Source organism: Sporomusa malonica (assembly GCF_900176355.1).
In the GTDB taxonomy this organism is placed as follows: Bacteria; Bacillota; Negativicutes; order Sporomusales; family Sporomusaceae; genus Sporomusa; species Sporomusa malonica.
This window is the reverse complement of record NZ_FWXI01000018.1, coordinates 16,869-38,083: the sequence shown is the minus strand read 5'-3', so window position 1 is coordinate 38,083 and position 21,215 is coordinate 16,869. Positions and strand designations below refer to the sequence as shown.

Sequence of the window (21,215 nt, the reverse complement as noted above, 5' to 3'; positions counted from 1 at the left end):
TTGGTGCAGGAAACAATAAAAGAGATTGTTGTCGCCACTAAAAATGCTGGAAAAGTTGCTGAGTTCAAGGTGGCTCTAAACGGACTGCCGTATAAAGTGACGTCCTTAGTGGAGCTAGGGAATTTTCCTGAAGCAACAGAGAACGGTGTCACCTTTGCTGAAAACTCCTGTTCCAAAGCAGAGTTCTATGCACGTTTGACAGGCAAGTTGTGCCTGGCTGACGACTCAGGACTCGAAGTTGATTATTTAAAAGGCGAACCAGGAGTGTATTCGGCCAGATACGCAGGTGAACACGCCGGTGATGAGGATAACAATAAGAAACTTCTTAGCAATTTAATTGGCGTACCGCCAGAGAAACGCACAGGTAGATTCCGCTGTGTACTGGCATTGGCTAATGCAGAAAAAACACTCTTAACTACTGATGGCACGGTGGAAGGGGTTATCCTATCTGAGCCGCGCGGCGATAAGGGCTTCGGTTATGATCCACTCTTCCTGGTGCCAGAACTAGGCTGCACTCTAGCTGAAATGTCACATGAAGAGAAAAACAGGATTAGTCACCGGGGCCAGGCAATAAGAGAAATGGCTAAACAATTAGCGGTGCTGGAAAAATGAGAATCGGCGTTGTCAGTGATACTCATGGCGACGTAGGTATTCTAAAACAAGTGATTGCTGCTGCCGGTCCGGTTGACCATTGGCTTCATGCCGGTGATTATTATCAGGATGGTTGGCGACTGGCTGAAATAACTGGTCTGCCACTCACGGGTGTTGCCGGCAATTGCGACCGAACCAACGCTGTGCGGGCTGATGAGTATGTTGAGTTGGCTGGTAAAACAATCTGGCTTACCCATGGACACCGCCATAATGTTAAATACGGCATAAGTGAATTGGTATGGTGGGGAAGGCAATATGGCGCCAGTATTGTTGTTTTTGGGCACACCCATGTTCCGTGTAACAGTTGGCATGATGGCATTCTGGTGTTTAATCCAGGCAGCCCTGGCGCGCCGCGAGGCGGATCTGCCCGGAGCTACGGCATCTTGGAAATAAGAGAAGACGGTACTGTTGAAGGAATTATTATGGAACTTTAACCTCGCCTCCGTGGCGGGGTTTTCTTTATGCACTTACGGGAAATTACAGGCATATATTACTACATAACCCAATTACTAAGCCAGAGGAGGTGAAAAAAATGGAAGGAGCTGGTGTTGGTATTCGTGCGTTGTCTACGATTATCGACGGGATTATCCTAGCCATCATCGGCGGTATAATCGCGATTGGACTTGGAATTAATGTTGGCAGTGGCCATGCCGGTAATTCTTATTATATTTGGTCACTCTTGATAGGTTTCTGTTACTATACCTATTTCGAAAGTAACAAAGGTGCAACTCCTGGCAAAATGTTGTGTGGGCTCAAAGTAGTGAAGGTTGATGGAACCCCATGTGATCTTTCAGCGGCGGCCATTCGTACAGCTTGCCGGATTATTGACGGACTGTTTGCATATTTAGTTGCGGCTATATTAGTATGGTCATCTGCTCGCAATCAGCGATTAGGAGACCGTGTGGCTGATACCATGGTTATTAAGGTGAAGTAAGCAAAGAAAAACCCTGCAGCGCTCTTTCATGATATGCGCGTTGCAGGGTTTCTCTTATGTATGACAAGCATCTGCTGTTAAGGCGTTGTTGTTAGATTACCACACCTCAGCAAAAGCAATATTTACATAGTATTCTTCAAGCTTTATTTTATGGCCTTTTTCCATAGCGGACAGATCTTGGAAGATTTTCTTTTGCGCCTGATCAACACTTGCATTAGCAAACTCTGTATACATGTTCATGGCTTCCTCTTCATTTTTCATTGCCAGAGCAATAGCATCTGCCGGTTTCATATTCACTGAAAGCTTCGGCTTCTCAACCGTTTCTGAGATCTTGTAATCTGGGGATTCATGAAAATGCATTGTGCTAAAATCCCCGGTGAGAAAGCCTTCTATTAGTTTTTGATGGCCCTGCTCTTCTGCAGCCAATTGGCTAAACATTTTTTTGATGACAATGTCGGATGCTTTTTCGGAAACTCCCTTGTAAAACTCATAAGCTTCCACTTCATTGCCAATAGCCGTTCTTAGTATAGTTTTGTATTCTTCCTGTGTCATGCTAAAATCCATCCCTTCCATTTCTCGATAAAATTAGTTAAATCTTACCAGACAAGCTAATGCTAATTCTACATGATGACTATTTCTTTAGCAAGTATCTCTTAGACTAGCTTTTTGAATTATTCTTGCTTAGCCAACTATCTTCGCGCAGAAGAGATAGGTGTGATTACACCGTGAAGTCAGCACAAAGAATAAATTGCTGGTCAGCAGATGTAAACAGCATTGAAACTGTAACACAAAGGCTCCCGGAGGCGTAAGAAATATAAGGATCTGTTATGTATTCGGTGAGCCCGGAGTGAAGATATAAATAGTAGTCTTTAAGTGATTGGTCGGTACCTTTCTGGGCAGCATTGAATAGGCGCTTCTTGGAACCTGGAAATGCGCAGGTATCACACACGCTGTTGCTGATCTGAATACCATTTCGTGCCAAAATATATACATATTCAAGATTGGGATAGTGGGCTAGCTTTTTAAGCTTTTCCTCAAACAACTCAGGGGGAGTTTTAGCCAGTTCATCTGTCAGGTTGTGAGCTATGGTTTTGTATAATTGATGCGTATGTACTTTGGCTGAAATTTTATCTACCCGATATTGCTTGAATAGCTTGTTAACCGAGTCTATAGCCAGAGTAAATGTCTCCGGTAAAATGGGGCAGTTTGCCGGTTGCGGCTTGGCAAAGTAAAATCCTTGTAAAAGGTCGGCACCTATTTCGCAGCAGACGATGGCTTCTGTTTCGGTTTCTACACCTTCGGCTACAACCAGGGCGCCAACTTTCTTTGCTATATTTACAATAGAGCTAAATAGCTCTTGTTTGTAATAGTCGTGATCAATACCGTTAATTAAACAACGATCAATCTTTAAGATATCTGGTTTTGTCAATAGAATACGATCAAGATTGGATGAACCAATACCAATATCATCAAGTGCAAATAAAAATCCATAGCTCTTATACATTTGAATGAACTTCTTCAAGAGATCAACGTCTTGAATATTGGATTCGGAGATTTCAATTACAATATTGCCGGCTTGTAAGTTACGCTTTTCTGTGGATTTGTGCAAATAGCCGGAACCGACGACGCCTTTGTCGATAATTGTAGTATCAAAATTAAGAAACAGGAATAAATCCGGGTGGGCAAAAGTTATAGGCTGGAAAGCAGTCAGGGCAGTATCGCGGCAGAGGCGGTCAAGTTCAATGGTCATTCCCAGGAGGGCTGCCTGCTCAAACAGTAGTTTTGGCGGGATTATTGACGAGAGCGCCGGTGTCCCCCGTGAGAGGGCCTCAAGGCCAATTATTGATCGGTTTTTCACAGAAACAATCGGCTGGAAGTATGTAACGACCTGTTGTTCACGAATGACCTTGCGTACGATGTCGGTAATTGAATCAATACTTGTTAAATGAAAAGAATGAAGATTTGAGCCAAGGTGTGCCATGAAGTTCCTCCAACCCTCGTTTATATGCCGACATAGGAGACGCCACAGCGGGGCTGTCGGATAACAGCTCCCTGTGGCGTCTTTGCCATCTTTTGTATTATTTTGAGATATTTTCAGTATAAAAGCTTTCCGATTTGCTGTCAACCTGTCACAAAGACAGGTAATATGATATGGAAAAAAATTGCTTGACAGAGATTTTAATGTCTGTAATAATATATACATAAATAATGATAATCATTATCAATAATTTATCGGGCGCAAGTGCCTGGAAGATCAGTGTGATGAGCACTGTAAGTGGGTCAGATAAGAAGGTGGGAATCAATAGTGACTCTTAAAACACGATTGCTTGTTATTTCGCTATTATTCGGGATGTTGCCTATTTTTGTTATGGTTACAGCGGGAAATCAAACAGGGTTGGGCATAAATCGAGAATTTCATAGTACTATGGCTATCGCGGTCATGATAACAGTTCTGGTAGCATTGATAAGTCCCGGACTTATCCGGCATTGGTTTTTTTCGAATCAAGTGAAAAAAATTAAAGAATTTTGCGAGCATGTAAAGAATGGCCGTTATGATGTGTTGCTTACTGTTCCCAATGAACGGAGCAGTGAGGGCAATGAAAACGAATTAGTTGATTTGATGCGGGACATGAATTGGATGGTTCATAGAATTAAAGTAAATGAATCGGAGCTCAAGCAGGCTGTTGCCGCGCTTGAACAATCCAAGTCGGAGATTCAATCTCAGAAGAAAGCACTAGAAGAAGTTAATGCTGAACAATTGGTAGTACAACATCAATTGCAGGGGCGGACACGTGAGCTGAAAGAAGCAGCTGACAAAGTCCGTAACTTATTGGATAATGCCGGACAGGGGTTCCTATCCTTTGGAGAAGATTTAAAAGTTACTGGCGAGTACAGTGCTGAGTGTATTATGATTTTTAACCAAGAGATAGGGGCTGCAGCTGTTCCTGAACTGTTATATCCGGAAGATAACGGACAGCAGGTCTTTTTAACAGCGCTATTTAAGAAAATATTCCAGGAAGAGGATGAGTTACTCAAGGAAAATTACTTTTCTTTATTGCCTGAGGAACTACAACTTGATGGAAGTTACATTCAAATAACGTATAAGCTGATTAATCACCCTGTCGATCCAGAGCGAAAAGAAATATTGCTGATACTAACCGACATTACCCAGCAGCGGGACATGGAAAAAAAGATTCAGGAAGAAAAAAATGTTTTGTCGATGGTTGTGCGGGCTGTGACACACTACCGAGAGTTTAGTAAAGCGATGACAGAATACCAGTTGTTTTGTCAGGAAGAGTTGCCCGACATTTTATTTTCACAGGAGTCGCCAGTCCAAAAGCTGAGTATAATTTTCCGCGCAGTACATACCTGGAAAGGTACGTTTGGGCAGTTGGGAATACACCGTGTGGCTGCAGGATTGCACGAGTTGGAATCTGTTTTAGCCAAATTACGGGATGAGAAACAAGGGAATATTGAGCAGAATGAATTAGTAGCGTGTTTTGCAAGGTATCAGCCGGAAACACTTTATAATTGGCTGGAGCAAGAACTGGAACAATTAAAAAAGATATTAGGGGATCAGTTTTTCTTGCAGGACGAGACGATTGTGGTGGAAAATTGCAAACTACACCAGTTGGAGGAAAAAGTTCAGCGTCTGCTTGCCCCTTGCCAGGCAAAAATTTTTATTGGAGAGCTTCGCCGGTTACGTTATAAACCGTTTAGTGACTTGTTGAACATGTTTCCTGAATACATAGCTAATCTGGCATTAAATCAAGGGAAAGAGATTAACTTCTCACTCACACCTGGCGCGAAAATTTTGGTGGATCCGATAAAATACCATGACTTTGCTAAATCACTTGTGCATGTTTTCCGTAATGCAGTTGCGCATGGTTTGGAAACGCCGGATGAACGCTTGGCAGCAGGTAAAGACGTGCTGGGAGAACTTGTATGCAACATAGCAAATGATGAAACAAATCTGATAGTAAGAATTGCCGATGATGGCAGAGGCATTGATAGTGCTCTCATAAGGCGCCTGGCTGTTGCCAAAGGGCTTTGTGATGAGGTTGCTGCTGGAGATTTGTCAAATGAGGAGGCTGTGCAGCTTATATTTGCTGATGGATTCTCCAGTGCTGGCGCTGCTGATCAATTGTCTGGACGGGGAGTGGGCTTATCCGCTGTGAAGCAAGAGGTTGAAAAGCTTGGTGGACATATTGAGGTTGATACAGAAGTGGGGCGAGGAACACAATTTACGTTTGAATTGCCGCTCACGTTTTCTGGAGACCAAGAATTTGATGTTTGTCGTTTAGGGGAACAAGTACTTATCCAGGCTAAAACTTTCTTGAAGGAAGAATTTGGCGTGCTTTCACAAGAAATCAGTAAAATGGAAGCAAGTTCGGGTGTTGTAAATATGCGTAATATTTCAACCTTTATTGATATCAAGGGTACCTTTGCAGGGCGTCTGATGATAAGTGCTGATGAAGCTTTGGTCAAGCGCCTGGCCGAGTGCTATTTACATGAGGCTGCAATAGAGGTCACGGAAGAAAAAATATGGTTAGAAAGTGCTTTTTCTGAGTTTTTTAATACCACTGTTGGTAACTCCTTGCAGCAATTGCCCGATTGGCAAGAGGTGATTGATATTGGAACCCCTGTCACGATTTGGGCTGAAGGCGCGTCTGCACGCTATGCAAAGGCAGACATTTACTCCTGGGTGGTAACAACCGATTTGGGTAAGGTTTATCTTAGCTTGATTTCGTTTATGCGGAAGGATGGAGATGAAGATGGCACGTGTATTAGTTGTTGATGACGCGTTGATGATGCGCAAGACAATTGGAACCTTTTTAATAAAAGCCGGTTATACAGTGGTGGATGAGGCAGCTAATGGCGAACAAGCGGTAGCGGCATATAAAAAATATCTTCCTGATCTGGTAACCATGGACATAACTATGCCAGGATTGGACGGGATTGAGGCTCTGTCTCAAATTATCGATTTTGATGCAAACGCCAGGGTTGTTATGGTTAGTGCTCTCGGTCAAAAACATAAAGTGTTTGATGCGTTACAACATGGGGCTAAGGGCTATATTTTAAAACCATTTACTGAGGATAAATTGCTATCAATTATTAATGAACTATTAGGAGCAACAACCAGTGGGCTAAATGGAGTTCAACCAGAGACGGTATTAGCAAAAGAGCTGGGTGACAAGCCATTGACTGCTAGAATGTCGTTTTCGGTGGAAACTCAGGAAGACGGCGCTAGAATTACCATCTTGCGTGAATTCTCCCAACCCGACTTTGAAGATCTGGCAAAGGCCATAGCAGGAGTAATGGCAAGCCAGAAGGGTGATATAACTTTCGATTTTACCTATGGGAATGCACTGCATAACAAGACGGCACCTTACTATAGGCAGATGCTGGAGAGCATTGTTACGGCAGGTAGTGTACTGAAGATTGTATGTTATACATCAGACTATACGGCCTATTTCCGCAGTGTTCCGAGTCTGAAAGAGGTTGCTTTTGAGCTTGTCAAAAAGCGGGGCGTACTATAGTACAGAATGGTGAAGTGCTTTTTTATATTGATAATGATTATTGATATCGATTTTAAACTAAAACAAAGTGTAACATGAGGAGGAATTAGTAATGGTTAAATTATTGAGTCAGTTATCACCAGGGGAAACAGGTACAGTTGCTAAAATTCATGGTAATGGCCCTGTCCAACGCCGCATTATTGATATGGGGGTTGTTCCTGGGTCAAAGGTTGAGGTTCAAAAGTATGCGCCGCTCGGTGATCCGATGGAAGTTAAGGTAATGGGGTTTAACCTGTCTTTGCGTAAGATTGAGGCCCAAAATATTGAAATTAAAATGAGCTCGTGAGGAGGTGTGGGTATGCCACTTCATAATATCGACACAAGTCAGTTAATGGTAGTCGAGGCGCTGGGCGGCACTCGGGAAGTGAGGGCGCGCCTCACTGATCTTGGCTTTACGCCAGGAACACCAATCGCGATACTTAGTCGTAGTCATGAGTCTGTTATTGTTAAGGTTCGCGGCAGCCGAATCATGTTAAATAACTCATTGGCTTGCAATATCAAGGTAAAGTAGGCTCAAGAGATAAGGAGGATTTATATAGTGGGAAATACCAAGGTTAGTATTGCTTTGGCCGGTAACCCCAACTCGGGCAAAACAACAATATTCAATAGTGTTACAGGTGCCAGGCAGCATGTAGGTAACTATCCAGGGGTAACGGTTGAGAAACGCGAAGGGTTCCGGCAGTTTCAAAACAAGGAGTTATTGGTGGTTGATCTGCCAGGTACATATAGCCTGACAGCACATTCACTTGATGAATTGGTAGCGCGTAATTTTATCGTACAGGATAAGCCTGATGTTATTGTTGATATCCTGGATGCGGGCAACTTGGAACGAAACTTGTATCTGGCTGTGCAACTGCTGGAATTAGAGCGACCCTTGGTAGTAGCTCTAAATATGGTTGATGTGGCTGAAGGCATGGGAACCAAAATCAATGAACAGGTTTTGTCAAAGAAGCTGGATGTGCCAGTTATTCGTACTGTTGGCAATCGTCATACCGGTGTGGATGACCTGTTAACAGCTGCAGTTAAGGTGGCAGAAGAAAAACCACGGAAACCCTTTGTCATCAATTATGGCGATGAGGTTGAAGGAAAAATTGTCGAGATTAGTACTTTGCTTGCAGAAGTGCAACATAATCTGCGTTTTCCTCAGCGATGGCTGGCTCTCAAATTACTAGAAAACGATCAAGATATTTGCAATACTGTAAAACAGTTACCTGGAGGAGAACGTATTCTGGCGACTGTTGCTGCTGCCAGGCAGAGCTTGCAGGCTGCGTTTGATACCGATCCGGAACTGGCAATTGCGAATCTTCGCTATCAGTTTGTTGGAGCTCTGTGCCAGGAAGTGATTATTTCGAGACACGAAGGAGTGCTAACCACCTCTGATAAGATTGACCGGGTACTGACAAATCGTCTGTTTGGCTTGCCGATATTTCTTGGACTTATGTGGTTATTATTTAATTTTGTATTTACTGTAGGTGCTTATCCGCAGGATTGGATTGAACAAGGCGTGACAGCTTTTGGGGAGTTTGTAGGTCAATCTATGCCTGAAGGTGATTTGAAATCGCTAATAGTTGATGGAATTATTGGTGGCGTTGGCGGAGTTATTGTATTTTTACCTAATATAATAATACTGTTTTTAGGAATTGCGTTGCTTGAAGATACAGGCTACATGGCCAGAGCCGCTTTTATTATGGATAGAGTTATGCATGCGGTGGGGCTGCATGGTAAGTCATTTATTCCGCTATTATTAGGTTTTGGTTGCAGTGTACCTGCGATTATGGGGACACGTACCCTGGAGAACCCGCGTGACCGATTGGTAACCATCTTGGTAACACCGCTCATGAGCTGTAGTGCGAGGCTTCCTGTATATACCCTGCTTATCGCTGCATTCTTTAATGAAGGTGTTGCAGGCACAGTCCTGTTTTCCATTTACGTATTGGGTATATTCCTGGCCATCGTTATGGCGCGTATTTTCCGGAGTGTTTTATTTACTGGAGAGCCGGAGCCTTTCGTTATGGAGTTGCCGCCCTATCGTATTCCTACAATGCAATCCATCCTGATGCATATGTGGGAGCGCAGCATACTGTACTTGAAAAAAGCAGGTACCATTATTTTGGCGGTTTCGATTTTAGTTTGGTTTATGGTGAATTATCCTAGTGATGTCGATTTCAGCAAAGATTATCAAGGCTTGACCGCTCAGGCTGAAGCTGGTTTTAGTCAGCAAGTAGATGAGGAAATTGCCAAGCCGCTAAACATTGGGGCTATAGAAGATAATAAGGACTTAGAAACGTTAATTGCAGATTTGACAGCAGTTGATGAAGAATTTGCCGAACAAACTGAAGGCCTTGCAGAGGATAGTGAGGAATTAGCGGCGTTAACAGCTGCTAAAGAAGTTAAACTGAAAGAATTAGAAGCCACTAACCCGGAACTGTATCCGATGGCTGCACGGTATTTAGAACTTAAAGGTGAAGGTGACGAGCAAATTGAAGCCCTTGAAAAAGAACAGGCTCATGAAAAACTGGAAAAGAGCTATGCTGGGCAGTTAGGGAAATTTATTGAACCTGCAATCAAACCTCTTGGTTTTGACTGGCGTTCAGGCATTGGTTTAATAGCCGCCTTTACAGCTAAAGAAGTTTTGGTTAGCACAATGGGAACCATCTATAATGTGGGCGAGGCTGATGAAGGTTCGGTTGCTCTGCAGCAAGCGTTGGCTAACGACAGTAGCTTTACCCCGTTAATTGCTTATTCTTTGATGGTCTTTGTGCTTATCTACTCACCTTGCCTAGCGGCGTTAGCTATTATCAAACGGGAATCAAATTCCTGGAAATGGCCAGTCTTCGCCACTGTATATACCACTGCCCTGGCATGGGTAATGTCTTTCCTGGTTTACCAAATTGGAAGTTTAATGGGCTACTAAGAATAAAAGGAGTGAACAAGATGGATACGATGGCTGTTTTCATAGTCGGCTTAGTTGCGGTTGGCTATATAGGTAAAATTATTTGGCGGGAATTACATGGTGAAACTGAGTGCCATTGCTCTGGTGGCTGCGGATCCAGCTGCCATAAGCAAACGAAGTAACAAAATTAAAAGAGATATTGCGATATTAAGGAGTAAGGCTAAGTGTAGCCTTGCTTCTTTTTTTTTGTCCTGTTTGAAAGCATAACTTTCCGCCTGGATAAGGGCAACATCGACTTCCGCTTTCGCTAGAGGCTCGGCGCAAGCCGTATTTTCTTTACACTTTGATTGCTAAGTACGAAATTTGTCAGATCTTCGTAGAATTTTCTTGCTTTTTCGCACATGCTATGGGATAATAAGAATGTAAAACAAAATTGGATTAATCCATTAATCCAATTGGTTGGGATGATGGTTGTGATTGTACAAAAACTTGGCGTACCGATTTACCTGCAAGTGAAAGCGTACATTTTGGACAAAATAAGGACAGGCTGCTACAAACAGGGTGACAAGCTGCCAACTGAACGCCAATTGTCAGAAGAGCTAGGTATTAGCCGGAATACTGTCAGTGCAGCCTATAAAGAACTACTGTTAGAGGGAGTTCTCGATGCGCAGCAAGGTCGTGGCACGTTTGTGCGGGAGCAGACGACAGATCCAATGGTTGCCGGTGCTGATGTCGCTGGCAGCCGGCTTGAGCGGGCGCTCAAGGTTATTGATGCGGCCCTGGTGCAAGTAGTTGAACTTGGGTTTACTGTTGATCAGTTTGCGGCGCTTACCGCTATCCGGGCTAAGGAAAAGGTATTAGCAGCCCGGGAACTCCGCGTAGCTATTGTTGACTGCACTTTGGAGTATATCGAGCGGTTTATTACACAGCTTGGGCAAGTTACTCAAGTGCGCTTTGAACCGGTTGCGCTGGCTGAATTAACGGCAGGAACTGTTAAACCGGAGTTTTTGGCTGCTTGTGACTTGGTAGTGACTACGATAGAGCACCAGTCGACTGTTGCCGAAATTCTCGGCAATAGTGCCAAGCTGCTAGCTGTAGCTACTGTGCCAAATCTGGAAGCGATCATTAAGATTGCCCGCTTACCAGCAGGAACTGAGGTGGCTGTTGTCGCCAAAACCCAAGAATTTGTGGTTGCATTGAACCGGCTCCTGACCAAGATTGGCTGTAATGGGATTAATTTAAAGCCTTGTATTGGAAGTGAACGAGAACAAGTAAGACAATGCATAGCCAACCATAATGTGGTTGTTACTGCTGAAGCTGTGCAACACATTGCACGCCAGGCAGCAAGCGAAACACAGGAGATCATCACTTTTTATTACGAAATCGACCAGGGATCGCTCCAACAGGTTGTTGGTCGGTTGGTTGCAGAGACTGATAAAGCAAAGGAGTAGTGGAAATGACAAACAAGGTAAAGGTTGTATTAGGCGTAATTGGCGCTGACTGTCACGCTGTTGGCAACAAAATTCTCAATCATGCTCTTACCGCTGCAGGATATGAGGTAATTAACCTGGGTGTGCTGGTTCCGCAGGAAGAATTTGTTAACGCAGCTATTGAAACTGATGCTAAAGCAATTCTCGTGGCTTCGCTCTATGGTCATGGTGAAATTGACTGCCGCGGCTTAAAAGACCGCTGCCGCGAAGCTGGTATTGAGGATATTCTGCTCTATGTAGGCGGCAACTTGGTTGTCGGTAAAACTGACTTTAAAGAAGTTGAAGAAAAATTCCTCGCTATGGGTTATGATCGGGTATATGAACCAGGAATTCTGCCTGATCAAGTGATTACAGACCTGAAAGCGGATTTGAAATAGAAGGGGTCTTGTGTTTTGAACGTATTGCTCATCGATTTTGGCAGTACCTATACCAAAATTACAGCAGTAGACGTTGACCAAGAGCAAGTTCTAGGTACTGCCAGAGGCATTACTACCGTTGAAACTGATATTATGGATGGCCTCAATCAGGCCTTGGCGGCTTTGTTTGCCCGAACTGGCAAGCTTGAATTCAGCAAAGTGCTTGGTTGCTCAAGCGCTGCTGGCGGTCTAAAAATGATCGCTGTTGGCTTAGTGCCTGAGATGACTGCCGAGGCAGCCAAACGAGCAGCGTTAGGCGCTGGCGCTAAGGTGCTTAAGGTGTTTAGTCATGAACTAAGTGAATATGAGATTGAAGAAATTGCCGGCCTAAAGCCTGATATCATTCTTTTGGCTGGCGGTACTGATGGCGGCAACCAGAAAGTTATTTTGCATAATGCAAAAATGCTGGCCGGTCTTGGTATAGATGTGCCGGTTGTGGTAGCTGGCAATAAGTCGGTCACGCCGACAGTGGTCAAGATTCTAGCAGAAAAGCTCACAGAAGTACGGCCTACCGAAAACGTCATGCCTAAGCTTGATGAACTCAATATTGAACCAGCCCGCGTCGTCATTCGCGATATATTCTTAAAGCGGATTACCGAAGCGAAAGGCTTGAACCGTGCCAACAAAATGGTAGATAAGATGGTCATGCCGACACCGGCGGCCGTTCTTAAAGCCGCCGAGTTATTAAGCCAAGGCGGGGGCGGGGAAAAAGGTCTGGGTAATTTGATGGTTATGGACATTGGCGGGGCGACTACTGATGTGTATTCTATTGCCAAAGGTGATCCGACTGTTGGCGGGGTATCGCTCAAGGGTCTGCCTGAGCCGTTTTGCAAACGCACAGTCGAGGGCGACTTAGGTATGCGCTACAGCGCAGGAGCATTGCTAAAAGCAGCCGGTGCAGAAATGATTGCCAGCTATGCTGGGGTAACTTCCGAGGAAGCTGCTGAATATGTTGCCAAAGTCGAAGCAGATATTGATCACCTGCCAAAGTCAGAGGCTGAAGCCAGGATTGAGATTGCCATGGGGAAAGCCTGTGTGCGGCTAGGTGCTGACAGGCATGTTGGACATCTTGACGTATACTATACGCCTTTTGGGACAAGCCATGTTCAGATAGGTAAAGACTTGACTAAAGTCGCCACTGTGATTGGCACAGGCGGGGTCATTGTCAACAATCCTGAACCTGAAGAAATATTGAAGGGCATCTTGTTTGATGAAACAAACCCTCAGGTACTCAAACCCCAGAAGCCCGAATTTCTCATTGATAAAGATTACATTATGGCATCCATGGGCCTATTAGGGGAAGAACATCCGGCCGTGGCTGTACGAATGATGAAAAAATACATTATTAAGAAATAGATGATTAGAGGAGGCTTTTGCCACATGGAACTTAAAAATAAGAAGTGGACCCATGACGAGTTTTACGCCATCCGCGAGGAAGTGCTTACACACTGGCCAACCGGTAAAGACGTTAATTTTGAAGAAGCCGTAAAGTATCATGAGAATATCCCAGCCAAGCGCCATTTCGCTAAACGCCTGGTTAAAGCTAAGAAAAACGGTGAAACCCTGACTCAGCCGCGCGCTGGTGTTGCTCTCATTGACGAGCATATTAATCTATTGAACTTCCTAAAAAACGAAGGGGAAGCAGACCTGCTGCCAAGCACCATTGACAGCTATACCCGTCAGAACCAATACAAAGAAGCACAAAACGGCATTGATGAAAGCTTAAAAGCTGGACGTTCGCTGCTCAATGGCTTCCCGGCAGTTAATCACGGTGTGGCCGGAGTGCGCCGTGTAGTTGAGAGTGTTGACGCTCCGCTGCAGGTTCGTCACGGCACCCCTGATGCCCGTCTCTTAGGTGAAATCACCATAGCTGCTGGTTACACCTCGTACGAGGGCGGCGGCATTTCCTATAACATCCCTTACGCAAAAAGCGTTTCCCTGGAGAAAACTATTTACGACTGGCAGTATTGCGACCGTATGATCGGCATTTATGCTGAACATGGCATTGAGATCAACCGTGAGCCATTCGGCCCGTTGACAGGCACGCTGGTACCGCCTAGTGTTTCTCACTCAGTAGCTATCATTGAAGGCATTCTTGCCGCCGAACAAGGCGTAAAGAATATTACCCTGGGCTACGGCCAATGCGGCAATCTGATTCAAGACATTGCTGCCATTAAAGCTCTTGAGCAGCTTGCTGAAGAATATATGGCAAAACATGGCTATAATGATTGCGTACTTACTACTGTTTTCCACCAATGGATGGGTGGCTTCCCTCAAGACGAAGCCAAAGCCTTCGGCGTTATTTCCTGGGGTGCAGCGACTGCGGCCCTGGCTAAAGCTACCAAAGTTATTGTTAAGACTCCGCATGAAGCATTAGGTATTCCGACTAAGGAAGCCAACGCCCAGGGTCTCCGCACTACCAAGCAAATGATTAATATGCTCAAAGATCAGGCGTTCCCAATGACGACAGAGCTAGAGCTTGAAATTAATATCATTAAAGCCGAAACCCGCTGCATTCTTGACAAGGTATTTGAATTGGGCGGCAACGACTATGCGATTGGCGCAGTTCGTGCTTTCGAAGCTGGTGTGCTTGACGTACCGTTTGCACCGAGCAGATTTAGCTTGAATAAAATCTTACCTGCACGTGATAATAACGGTGCTGTGCGTCTGTTTGATGTTGGCAACCTGCCGTTCACTCCAGACCTGGTTACTTTCCATCAGGACAAAATGGCTGAGCGGGCCAAGGCCGAAGGTCGTGCACCTAGCTTCCAAATGGTTATTGACGATATCTACGCCATCTCCAAAGGCAATTTGGTAGGACGCCCACGCTAAAAAAATAGAATAGATTAATATAATTAAGCTGATACGGAGGTGAGATTGCTACGCTGCGCTTCGAAATGACTAAATGAGGGAGAAGCGTTCTCCCTGTCATTGCGAACAAATGTGAAGCAATCTCGCCTTTCTCATTATTAAAACACGAACAATAAGGAGCGATATTTATAATGAAGATACTTGATATAGTTTGCGCAAAAGGCCGTACTGGCTTTTACTTTGACGATCAGCGGGCCATTAAAACCGGTGCCGCCCATGATGGCTTTACCTATATCGGACAACCTGTTACCGATGGCTTCAAAGCTGTGCGTCAAGCCGGCGAAGCCGTATCTGTTATGATCATTTTAGAAGACGGCCAGATTGGTCATGGTGACTGCGCTGCCGTTCAATACAGCGGTGCAGGCGGACGTGACCCACTGTTCCTAGCAGATGACTTTATTCCTGTTATTGAAAAAATGATTAAGCCCCGCCTTGTTGGTCGTGAGCTGAATTCTTTCAAACAACTGGCTGAAGAAATCGACAACCTGAACTACGAAAACGGCAAACGGATTCATACGGCTCTCCGGTATGGCGTAACTCAAGCTATTTTGGACGCTGTCGCCAAAGCAAAAAAGCAACTTATGTGCGAAGTCATCGCTGACGAATACAACACCCAAGTTAGCGACAAAGAAATTGCTATCTTTACCCAGTCGGGTGACGACAGGTATAATAATGTTGACAAGATGATTATTAAACATGCCGAAGTACTGCCACATGGTCTTATTAACAATGTTAAGGAAAAATTGGGCGAAAACGGCGAACTGCTGTTAGAATATGTTGGCTGGCTTCGTGACCGTGTAGCCAAGCTCAAGACGACTGCTGACTATGCGCCTGTGCTGCACATTGACGTGTATGGCACTATTGGACTGGCCTTCAAAAATGATGTTGAGCGCATGGTAGAATATTTCCGTCAACTCGAAAAGGCTGCTGCACCTTTGAAGCTTCGCATTGAAGGTCCAGTCGATGTGGAAGAGCGCGAAAAGCAAATTGAAGTGCTTGCGGAAATTACCTCCCGCCTCCACAAAGAGCACATTAATGTTGAGATTGTGGCAGACGAGTGGTGCAATACTTTCGAAGACATTAAAGACTTTGCCGACAAAGGCGCTGGCGACATGCTGCAAATCAAAACCCCTGACCTTGGCGGCATTAACAATATTATTGAATCAGTACTGTACTGCAAACAAAAAGGCGTTGGCGCTTATCAAGGCGGCACTTGCAATGAGACTAACCGCTCAGCCGAGGTATGCGTTCATATCGCTATGGCTACCCAACCTGTGCAAATGCTGGCTAAACCTGGCATGGGCGTAGACGAAGGCTACATGATTGTTTATAATGAAATGCAGCGCATTCTTGCAGTGCGCAAAGCTCGGAAACATTAATATAATAAAAACTGCCAGAAAGTTCGGGGCTTTATCGCAGTTTTAAGGGGGTACCTGTCATGAAATCCACTGTAACGCTAGGTCTCGGCGACCAACTCATGTATTCCAGCTACTTTGCGCCGCGTGGCCGTAACCGGATGTACATTCTGGGGCAGCAGCTGAGCGAACGCTATTTATCACCACTTGACCGTCTTATCGGTATCATTGGTGACGCGGGGGCAGGTAAGTCATCGATGGTAAAGGGCATGTTTCCTGGCCTGGAACTTACCAACGATGATGACGGCGTCAATATTAGGCCGTTGCCGCTGCTTAAGAATATTGACAGAGGATTCTTCTCCAGCCATACCTATCATATCGATATGCGGTTTGAGCTGGCGTTCACGCAGATACATGTTTTGGCTGAAGCAGTCCGGCAAGCGCTGGCTCATGGTAAACGGGTTATTGTAGAACATTTTGACTTGTTGTACCCCTTGCTCAAAACCAACGCCGATGTACTTATCGGCGTTGGTGGCGAGGTTATTGTCGTGCGTCCCACTGTGTTCGGACCTATTCCCCAGGAAATACGCGACGTTGTTGTCAAAACCTTGCAGTACCGCAAAATGGCGCATACGGCCGAAGATCTTACCAACCGCGTCTTGGTGAATGACTATGGCGCAATATTGGAATTTAGGCATCGTGATGTTCACCACGGCTTTGTGCTTGAATATCCGCTGGAATTGTCGGCAGAACTACCGGAAGTAGAACGTAAAGTAAAAAGGCTGATAGATGAAGGTATAAACATCAGCTATTGTGATGAAGGCCATATTAAAATCGGCGAGATGACCTGGACATGCTCAGGCCCTCGCACCCATGTACGCAATACCGAAGAAATTGAGAACTTCCGTATCCTTCCAGAATATAAATTTGACCCTAAAACCCGGACATACCTCATTATCGGTCTTGTTGGCCCAATGTCCGATGCACTTGATGGGTTTACTCTGTTAAACACCATTAATTGCTAGAGGCTGATTAATTATTCTAATCAGTCTTCTTTTCTTAAGGAGGTTACTATGAACGAACTAAAGCCGGCGCAAGCCGGAACTCTTGAATCCAACGACATAATGATAACAGTGGCGCCCGGCGCCCAAGGCAGCGGTGTAGTTCTTGAACTTGAAAGCATTGTGCTGGCCCAATACGGCAAGGCGATCAAGGAAACAATTTTCGCTGTAATTACCGAGCAAAACGTTACTGACATATATATTAAAGCTGTTGACCGGGGGGCACTTGATTGCACCATCCAGGCTCGTACCTTGGCGGCACTTGCCCGCGCTGGCGTTATCCTCCAAAAGGAGCTGATATAATGGATTTGCGTCGGACCATGCTATTTATGCCCGGCAACAACCCCGGCATGCTGCAAAACGGCGGCGTATTTGGGGCAGATGCCATTATCCTTGATCTTGAAGACGCTGTTGCTCCCCAGGAAAAAGACGCTGCGCGGCTGCTTGTGGCGCAGTCATTAAGAACAATTGATTATGGTACCAGTGAAAAAGTCGTGCGGATTAACCCCCTTGACACATTTGCGCGTCAAGATATCAAGGCCATTGTACCTTGCCGTCCAGATGCCCTCTTAGTGCCGAAAGTCGAAAGTCCGGAAGATATTCAAGAGGTATCCCGCCTAGTGGCTGCTGCGGAATTACCAGGGCAACCACCGGTTAAACTTATTGCTCTTTTAGAAACTCCGTGCGGCATTGCTGAAGCATATCGTATCGCCAAGGCTGACGCGCGAGTGGTAGCCTTAGCTTTTGGCGCCGAAGACTATACTGCCTCGTTGGGGGCTAAACGCACTAAAGAAGGTACTGAAATATTTAGCGCGCGGACAATCGTGGTGAACAGCGCTGCTGCTGCCGGGATTCAGTCAATTGATACGCCGTTTACTGATGTTAATGACCGGGAGGGTCTTTTTGCCGATACCCAGCTAGCCAAACAGCTTGGGTTTAAAGGCAAGTTATCCATTAACCCTCGACAGATTGACGATATCCATAAAGTTTTTAACCCCACTGAACATGAGATTGACTGGGCTGAGCGGGTGATTAAAGCCATTCGCAAAGCTGAATCTGAAGGTTCAGGCGTAGCGTCACTTGATGGTAAAATGGTGGATGCACCCATTGTTGCCAGAGCTGAGCGCATACTGTATTTGGCCCGTTTGCTGGGTCTGGCAGAGGAGGCTTAATATGAATCAATTAACAAACGCTATCGGTCGTAACCTGCCTGAATCGATTGAAGGATACGGCAAGGTGCGGCCTTTTACCGGTGCATTTGCCACTGTACCTGACATGCAGCGCCAAGCGCCGAAGGTCAAACGGATTTTACCCAATGAGCAAAAACTGGTAGAAGATATAGAAACAGTATTTAAGCGTATTCCTGTTACTGACGGTATGACGCTGTCCTTTCACCATCATTTAAGAAATGGTGACGGTGTTGTCAACATGGTGCTCGCTGTTGCTGCTAAACTTGGGCTTAAGAATTTGACAGTTGCCCTAAGTTCCGTTTTCCCAGTCCATGCACCGATCGTTGAGCATGTTAAAAGTGGTGTAGTCGCAGGGCTTGACACCAACTATATGTCAGGGCCGGTAGCCCAAGCTGTCTCGCATGGCGTCTTTCCCCGACCAGTCGTACTGAGGACCCACGGCGGCCGCGCCAGGGCCATTGAATGCGGCCAATTAAAAATTGATGTGGCCTTTATTGCTGCCCCGGCAGCAGATGACTACGGCAACATCAACGGCGTTGAAGGTCCTGCCGCCTGTGGCTCGCTTGGTTATGCTATCCCTGATGCCCAGTATGCCAACCATGTTGTCGCCATTACTGACCACTTAATGCCGTACCCGCTGTCGCCCATCTCTATCCCACAAACAAGAGTAGACTATGTTGTTAAGGTTGACTGTATTGGTGACCCTAAAGGCATAGTTTCAGGCACAACAAAAATAACCCGCGATCCAGTTGGTCTTAAAATCGCGGAGACTACTGCCAAAGTGATTAAAGCTGCCGGTCTGATCAAAGACGGCTTCTCCTTCCAAACCGGAGCAGGTGGTGCGTCGCTGGCTGCTGCCTACTATGTCCGTCAGATGATGGAAGAGTCCGGCGTTACCGGCAGTTTTGCCCTCGGTGGTATAACCGGCTATATGGTTGAGATGCTGGAAAGCGGACTGTTTAGAAAACTTATCGACGTTCAGGGATTTGACCTTGATGCTGTGCGTTCTTTAGCAGCCAATCCTAATCACCTGGAAGTTGGCGCTGACTTTTATGCCAGTCCGTTTAACCTGGGCGCTGCTGTAAATAAACTTGATGCCGTAGTACTGGGCGCTACCGAAATTGATACTGGCTTTAATATTAATGTGGTAACAGGCTCAGACGGTGTAGTTATGGGTGGCTCTGGCGGACATAGTGATGCTGCCGCTGGTGCGAAAGTAACCATTGTTGTTGCTAATCTGCTGCGTGGCCGTCTACCCATTATTATGGATAAAGTGCTGACGGCTACTACACCAGGTGAGACAGTGGATGTACTGGTCACTGAACGCGGTGTAGCTGTTAACCCGCGCCGCACAGATTTATATGAAAAATTAAAAGCGGCAGGATTACCGCTGAAAACTGTAGAAGAACTTAAAGCGTTGGCTGAAAAAATGGCCGGTGTACCTGAAAACGTCATAACCCAGGATAAAGTTGTTGCCGTTGTCGAGTATCGTGACGGTACCGTCATCGATGTGGTAAGGCAAGTAGGTAAATAAAGAGTTAGGCGAGATTGGCTACGCTCGCAATGACCTTGAGCGGGAGCTTGGAATTAGCACTCATCGTCATTGTGAACGTATGTGAAGCAATCTCGCTTTTTAACAACAATGTAGGTTTATACAGGTGTTAAGGAGGCAATGGCATGTGGGCTAACTATGATATGAGAGAAATTAATCTTGACAGTACCAGGGAAATCGAGGCAGTACGTACTTTCCTGGCCGCGTTTGATCTGACCTTTGACGGTGCTGTCGACTACACAGTAGCCTTTTATCAAAATGATGAGATCATTGCTACCGGTTCACTGGCCGGGGAAGTGCTGCGCAATATTGCCGTTTCGCCCCAGCTGCAGGGGGAAGGCCTGACAGCCAATGTCGTCAGTCATCTTATCCAGCAGGCTGGACAGCGTGGTATTTATCATTATTTTATTTATACTAAGCCCAGTGCCGCCCCCATGTTTACTGCACTAGGCTTTAAAGAGGTGGCTCGAACCGAGCCTCATGCCGTTCTATTAGAGTCCGGCTTAGGCTCTATTGACGATTATTGCCAGGAAATAGCCAAAAAGGCCGCGCAGCTGCCTATAGGTGCAAGAGCCGCGCTTGTTGTGAATTGTAACCCGTTTACCCTGGGGCATAAGGCTGTAATCTCTCGGGCAGTAAGCGAAAACAAGGGGGTTGTCGTCCTTGTCGTCAGTGAGGACAAATCGCTTTTCCCGTTTGATGTCCGTTTTCAATTAGTTCAGCAAGGGCTGGCTGAGTATAGCAACGTATTGGTACTTCCTGCCGGTAAATATATTGTCTCCTCAGCGACGTTTCCTAGCTATTTTACTAAAGGTGAAGCGACGGTTAAAGCGCAGACCCGCCTTGACGCCGTAATATTTGCCCGCTACATTGCTCCGGCTCTTGGCATTAGCAGGCGTTATGTGGGTGATGAGCCATATTGTGCGACAACCTGTGGTTATAATGAAGCGTTAGCTGAGGTGTTGCCTCAGCACGGAGTCGAACTCAAGATTATGCCGCGGATTATGACTGGTGGAGAGGCAATTAGCGCCTCGCGGGTACGGGAGCTTATTCGGCAAGAAGACTGGTCTGCTATTAAGGAACTGGTTCCAGAGACTACATACCAGTATTTGGTGTCACCTGAGGCGCAGCCGGTTATTGCACGCATAAAGGCGAGTCATTCCCGCCATTAATATCTAGAAGCTGGTCTCAATTTCTCTCATCTAAAGTAAGTTTTTCCTTAT

21 protein-coding genes are annotated in these 21,215 nt (G+C 45.6%); 19 read left to right on the top strand and 2 right to left on the bottom strand.

Annotation, left to right across the window (positions count from 1 at the left end; translation table 11 throughout):
* Positions 1–15 precede the first annotated feature (15 nt).
* From B9A22_RS17930 to B9A22_RS17920, 3 genes are all read left to right on the top strand, one after another.
* Entirely contained in the window at positions 16–612 is a 597-nt protein-coding gene (locus B9A22_RS17930; RefSeq protein ID WP_084577387.1) for an XTP/dITP diphosphatase, read from the top strand.
* Positions 609–1,085 (top strand): metallophosphoesterase, encoded by a 477-nt coding sequence (locus B9A22_RS17925; RefSeq protein WP_084577313.1) that lies wholly within the window; start codon positions 609–611, stop codon positions 1,083–1,085. Before B9A22_RS17930 ends, B9A22_RS17925 begins: the two co-directional genes overlap by 4 nt.
* 98 nt (positions 1,086–1,183) lie before the next feature.
* Positions 1,184–1,585: an RDD family protein gene (locus B9A22_RS17920; protein ID WP_084577312.1), complete on the top strand. Its 402-nt coding sequence runs from the start codon at positions 1,184–1,186 to the stop codon at positions 1,583–1,585.
* Between the two features lie 96 nt (positions 1,586–1,681).
* Here B9A22_RS17920 and B9A22_RS17915 read toward each other — a convergent pair whose 3' ends face one another.
* Positions 1,682–2,137: a ferritin-like domain-containing protein gene (locus B9A22_RS17915; RefSeq protein WP_084577311.1), complete on the bottom strand. Its 456-nt coding sequence runs from the start codon at positions 2,135–2,137 to the stop codon at positions 1,682–1,684.
* 166 nt (positions 2,138–2,303) lie between these two features.
* The gene (locus B9A22_RS17910; protein WP_176215581.1) at positions 2,304–3,566 is read right to left on the bottom strand and encodes an EAL domain-containing protein; all 1,263 of its coding nucleotides are present in this window, start codon (positions 3,564–3,566) and stop codon (positions 2,304–2,306) included.
* A gap of 324 nt (positions 3,567–3,890) precedes the next feature.
* On the opposite strand from B9A22_RS17910, the gene B9A22_RS17905 reads away from it, so the two are divergent.
* The 16 genes from B9A22_RS17905 (at position 3,891) to citC (ending at position 21,164) form a co-directional block, all read left to right on the top strand.
* Complete coding sequence (locus B9A22_RS17905; protein WP_084577309.1) at positions 3,891–6,383, top strand: ATP-binding protein; 2,493 nt, start codon at positions 3,891–3,893, stop codon at positions 6,381–6,383.
* Entirely contained in the window at positions 6,361–7,125 is a 765-nt protein-coding gene (locus B9A22_RS26355; protein ID WP_084577386.1) for a response regulator, read from the top strand. The genes B9A22_RS17905 and B9A22_RS26355 overlap by 23 nt, the downstream gene beginning before the upstream one ends.
* 91 nt (positions 7,126–7,216) lie before the next feature.
* The gene (locus tag B9A22_RS17895; protein ID WP_084577308.1) at positions 7,217–7,450 is read left to right on the top strand and encodes a FeoA family protein; all 234 of its coding nucleotides are present in this window, start codon (positions 7,217–7,219) and stop codon (positions 7,448–7,450) included.
* Positions 7,451–7,462: 12 nt separating this feature from the next.
* Complete coding sequence (locus tag B9A22_RS17890; protein WP_084577307.1) at positions 7,463–7,675, top strand: FeoA family protein; 213 nt, start codon at positions 7,463–7,465, stop codon at positions 7,673–7,675.
* 27 nt (positions 7,676–7,702) lie between these two features.
* Positions 7,703–10,078, top strand: a complete 2,376-nt coding sequence (feoB, locus tag B9A22_RS17885) for a ferrous iron transport protein B (RefSeq protein ID WP_084577306.1) — start codon at positions 7,703–7,705, stop codon at positions 10,076–10,078.
* Between the two features lie 20 nt (positions 10,079–10,098).
* Complete coding sequence (locus B9A22_RS25555) at positions 10,099–10,239, top strand: FeoB-associated Cys-rich membrane protein (protein ID WP_176215580.1); 141 nt, start codon at positions 10,099–10,101, stop codon at positions 10,237–10,239.
* A 291-nt stretch (positions 10,240–10,530) separates the two neighbouring features.
* Entirely contained in the window at positions 10,531–11,508 is a 978-nt protein-coding gene (locus tag B9A22_RS17880) for a GntR family transcriptional regulator (RefSeq protein ID WP_084577305.1), read from the top strand.
* A 5-nt stretch (positions 11,509–11,513) separates the two neighbouring features.
* The gene (glmS, locus tag B9A22_RS17875) at positions 11,514–11,924 is read left to right on the top strand and encodes a methylaspartate mutase subunit S (protein WP_084577304.1); all 411 of its coding nucleotides are present in this window, start codon (positions 11,514–11,516) and stop codon (positions 11,922–11,924) included.
* Positions 11,925–11,939: 15 nt separating this feature from the next.
* Positions 11,940–13,319 (top strand): methylaspartate mutase accessory protein GlmL, encoded by a 1,380-nt coding sequence (gene glmL / locus B9A22_RS17870; protein WP_084577303.1) that lies wholly within the window; start codon positions 11,940–11,942, stop codon positions 13,317–13,319.
* A 24-nt stretch (positions 13,320–13,343) separates the two neighbouring features.
* Complete coding sequence (locus B9A22_RS17865) at positions 13,344–14,795, top strand: methylaspartate mutase subunit E (RefSeq protein ID WP_084577302.1); 1,452 nt, start codon at positions 13,344–13,346, stop codon at positions 14,793–14,795.
* Between the two features lie 170 nt (positions 14,796–14,965).
* Positions 14,966–16,213, top strand: coding sequence for a methylaspartate ammonia-lyase (locus tag B9A22_RS17860; RefSeq protein ID WP_084577301.1), 1,248 nt, complete (start codon positions 14,966–14,968; stop codon positions 16,211–16,213).
* Between the two features lie 59 nt (positions 16,214–16,272).
* A complete protein-coding gene (locus B9A22_RS17855) occupies positions 16,273–17,214 on the top strand; it encodes a P-loop NTPase family protein (protein ID WP_245824043.1) in 942 nt (313 codons plus the stop codon).
* Between the two features lie 48 nt (positions 17,215–17,262).
* Complete coding sequence (gene citD / locus B9A22_RS17850) at positions 17,263–17,553, top strand: citrate lyase acyl carrier protein (protein ID WP_084577300.1); 291 nt, start codon at positions 17,263–17,265, stop codon at positions 17,551–17,553.
* Positions 17,553–18,422 (top strand): HpcH/HpaI aldolase/citrate lyase family protein, encoded by an 870-nt coding sequence (locus tag B9A22_RS17845; protein ID WP_084577299.1) that lies wholly within the window; start codon positions 17,553–17,555, stop codon positions 18,420–18,422. The genes citD and B9A22_RS17845 overlap by 1 nt, the downstream gene beginning before the upstream one ends.
* A 1-nt stretch (position 18,423) precedes the next feature.
* A complete protein-coding gene (gene citF / locus B9A22_RS17840) occupies positions 18,424–19,974 on the top strand; it encodes a citrate lyase subunit alpha (protein WP_084577298.1) in 1,551 nt (516 codons plus the stop codon).
* Between the two features lie 143 nt (positions 19,975–20,117).
* Entirely contained in the window at positions 20,118–21,164 is a 1,047-nt protein-coding gene (citC, locus tag B9A22_RS17835; RefSeq protein WP_084577297.1) for a [citrate (pro-3S)-lyase] ligase, read from the top strand.
* Positions 21,165–21,215: the final 51 nt, after the last annotated feature.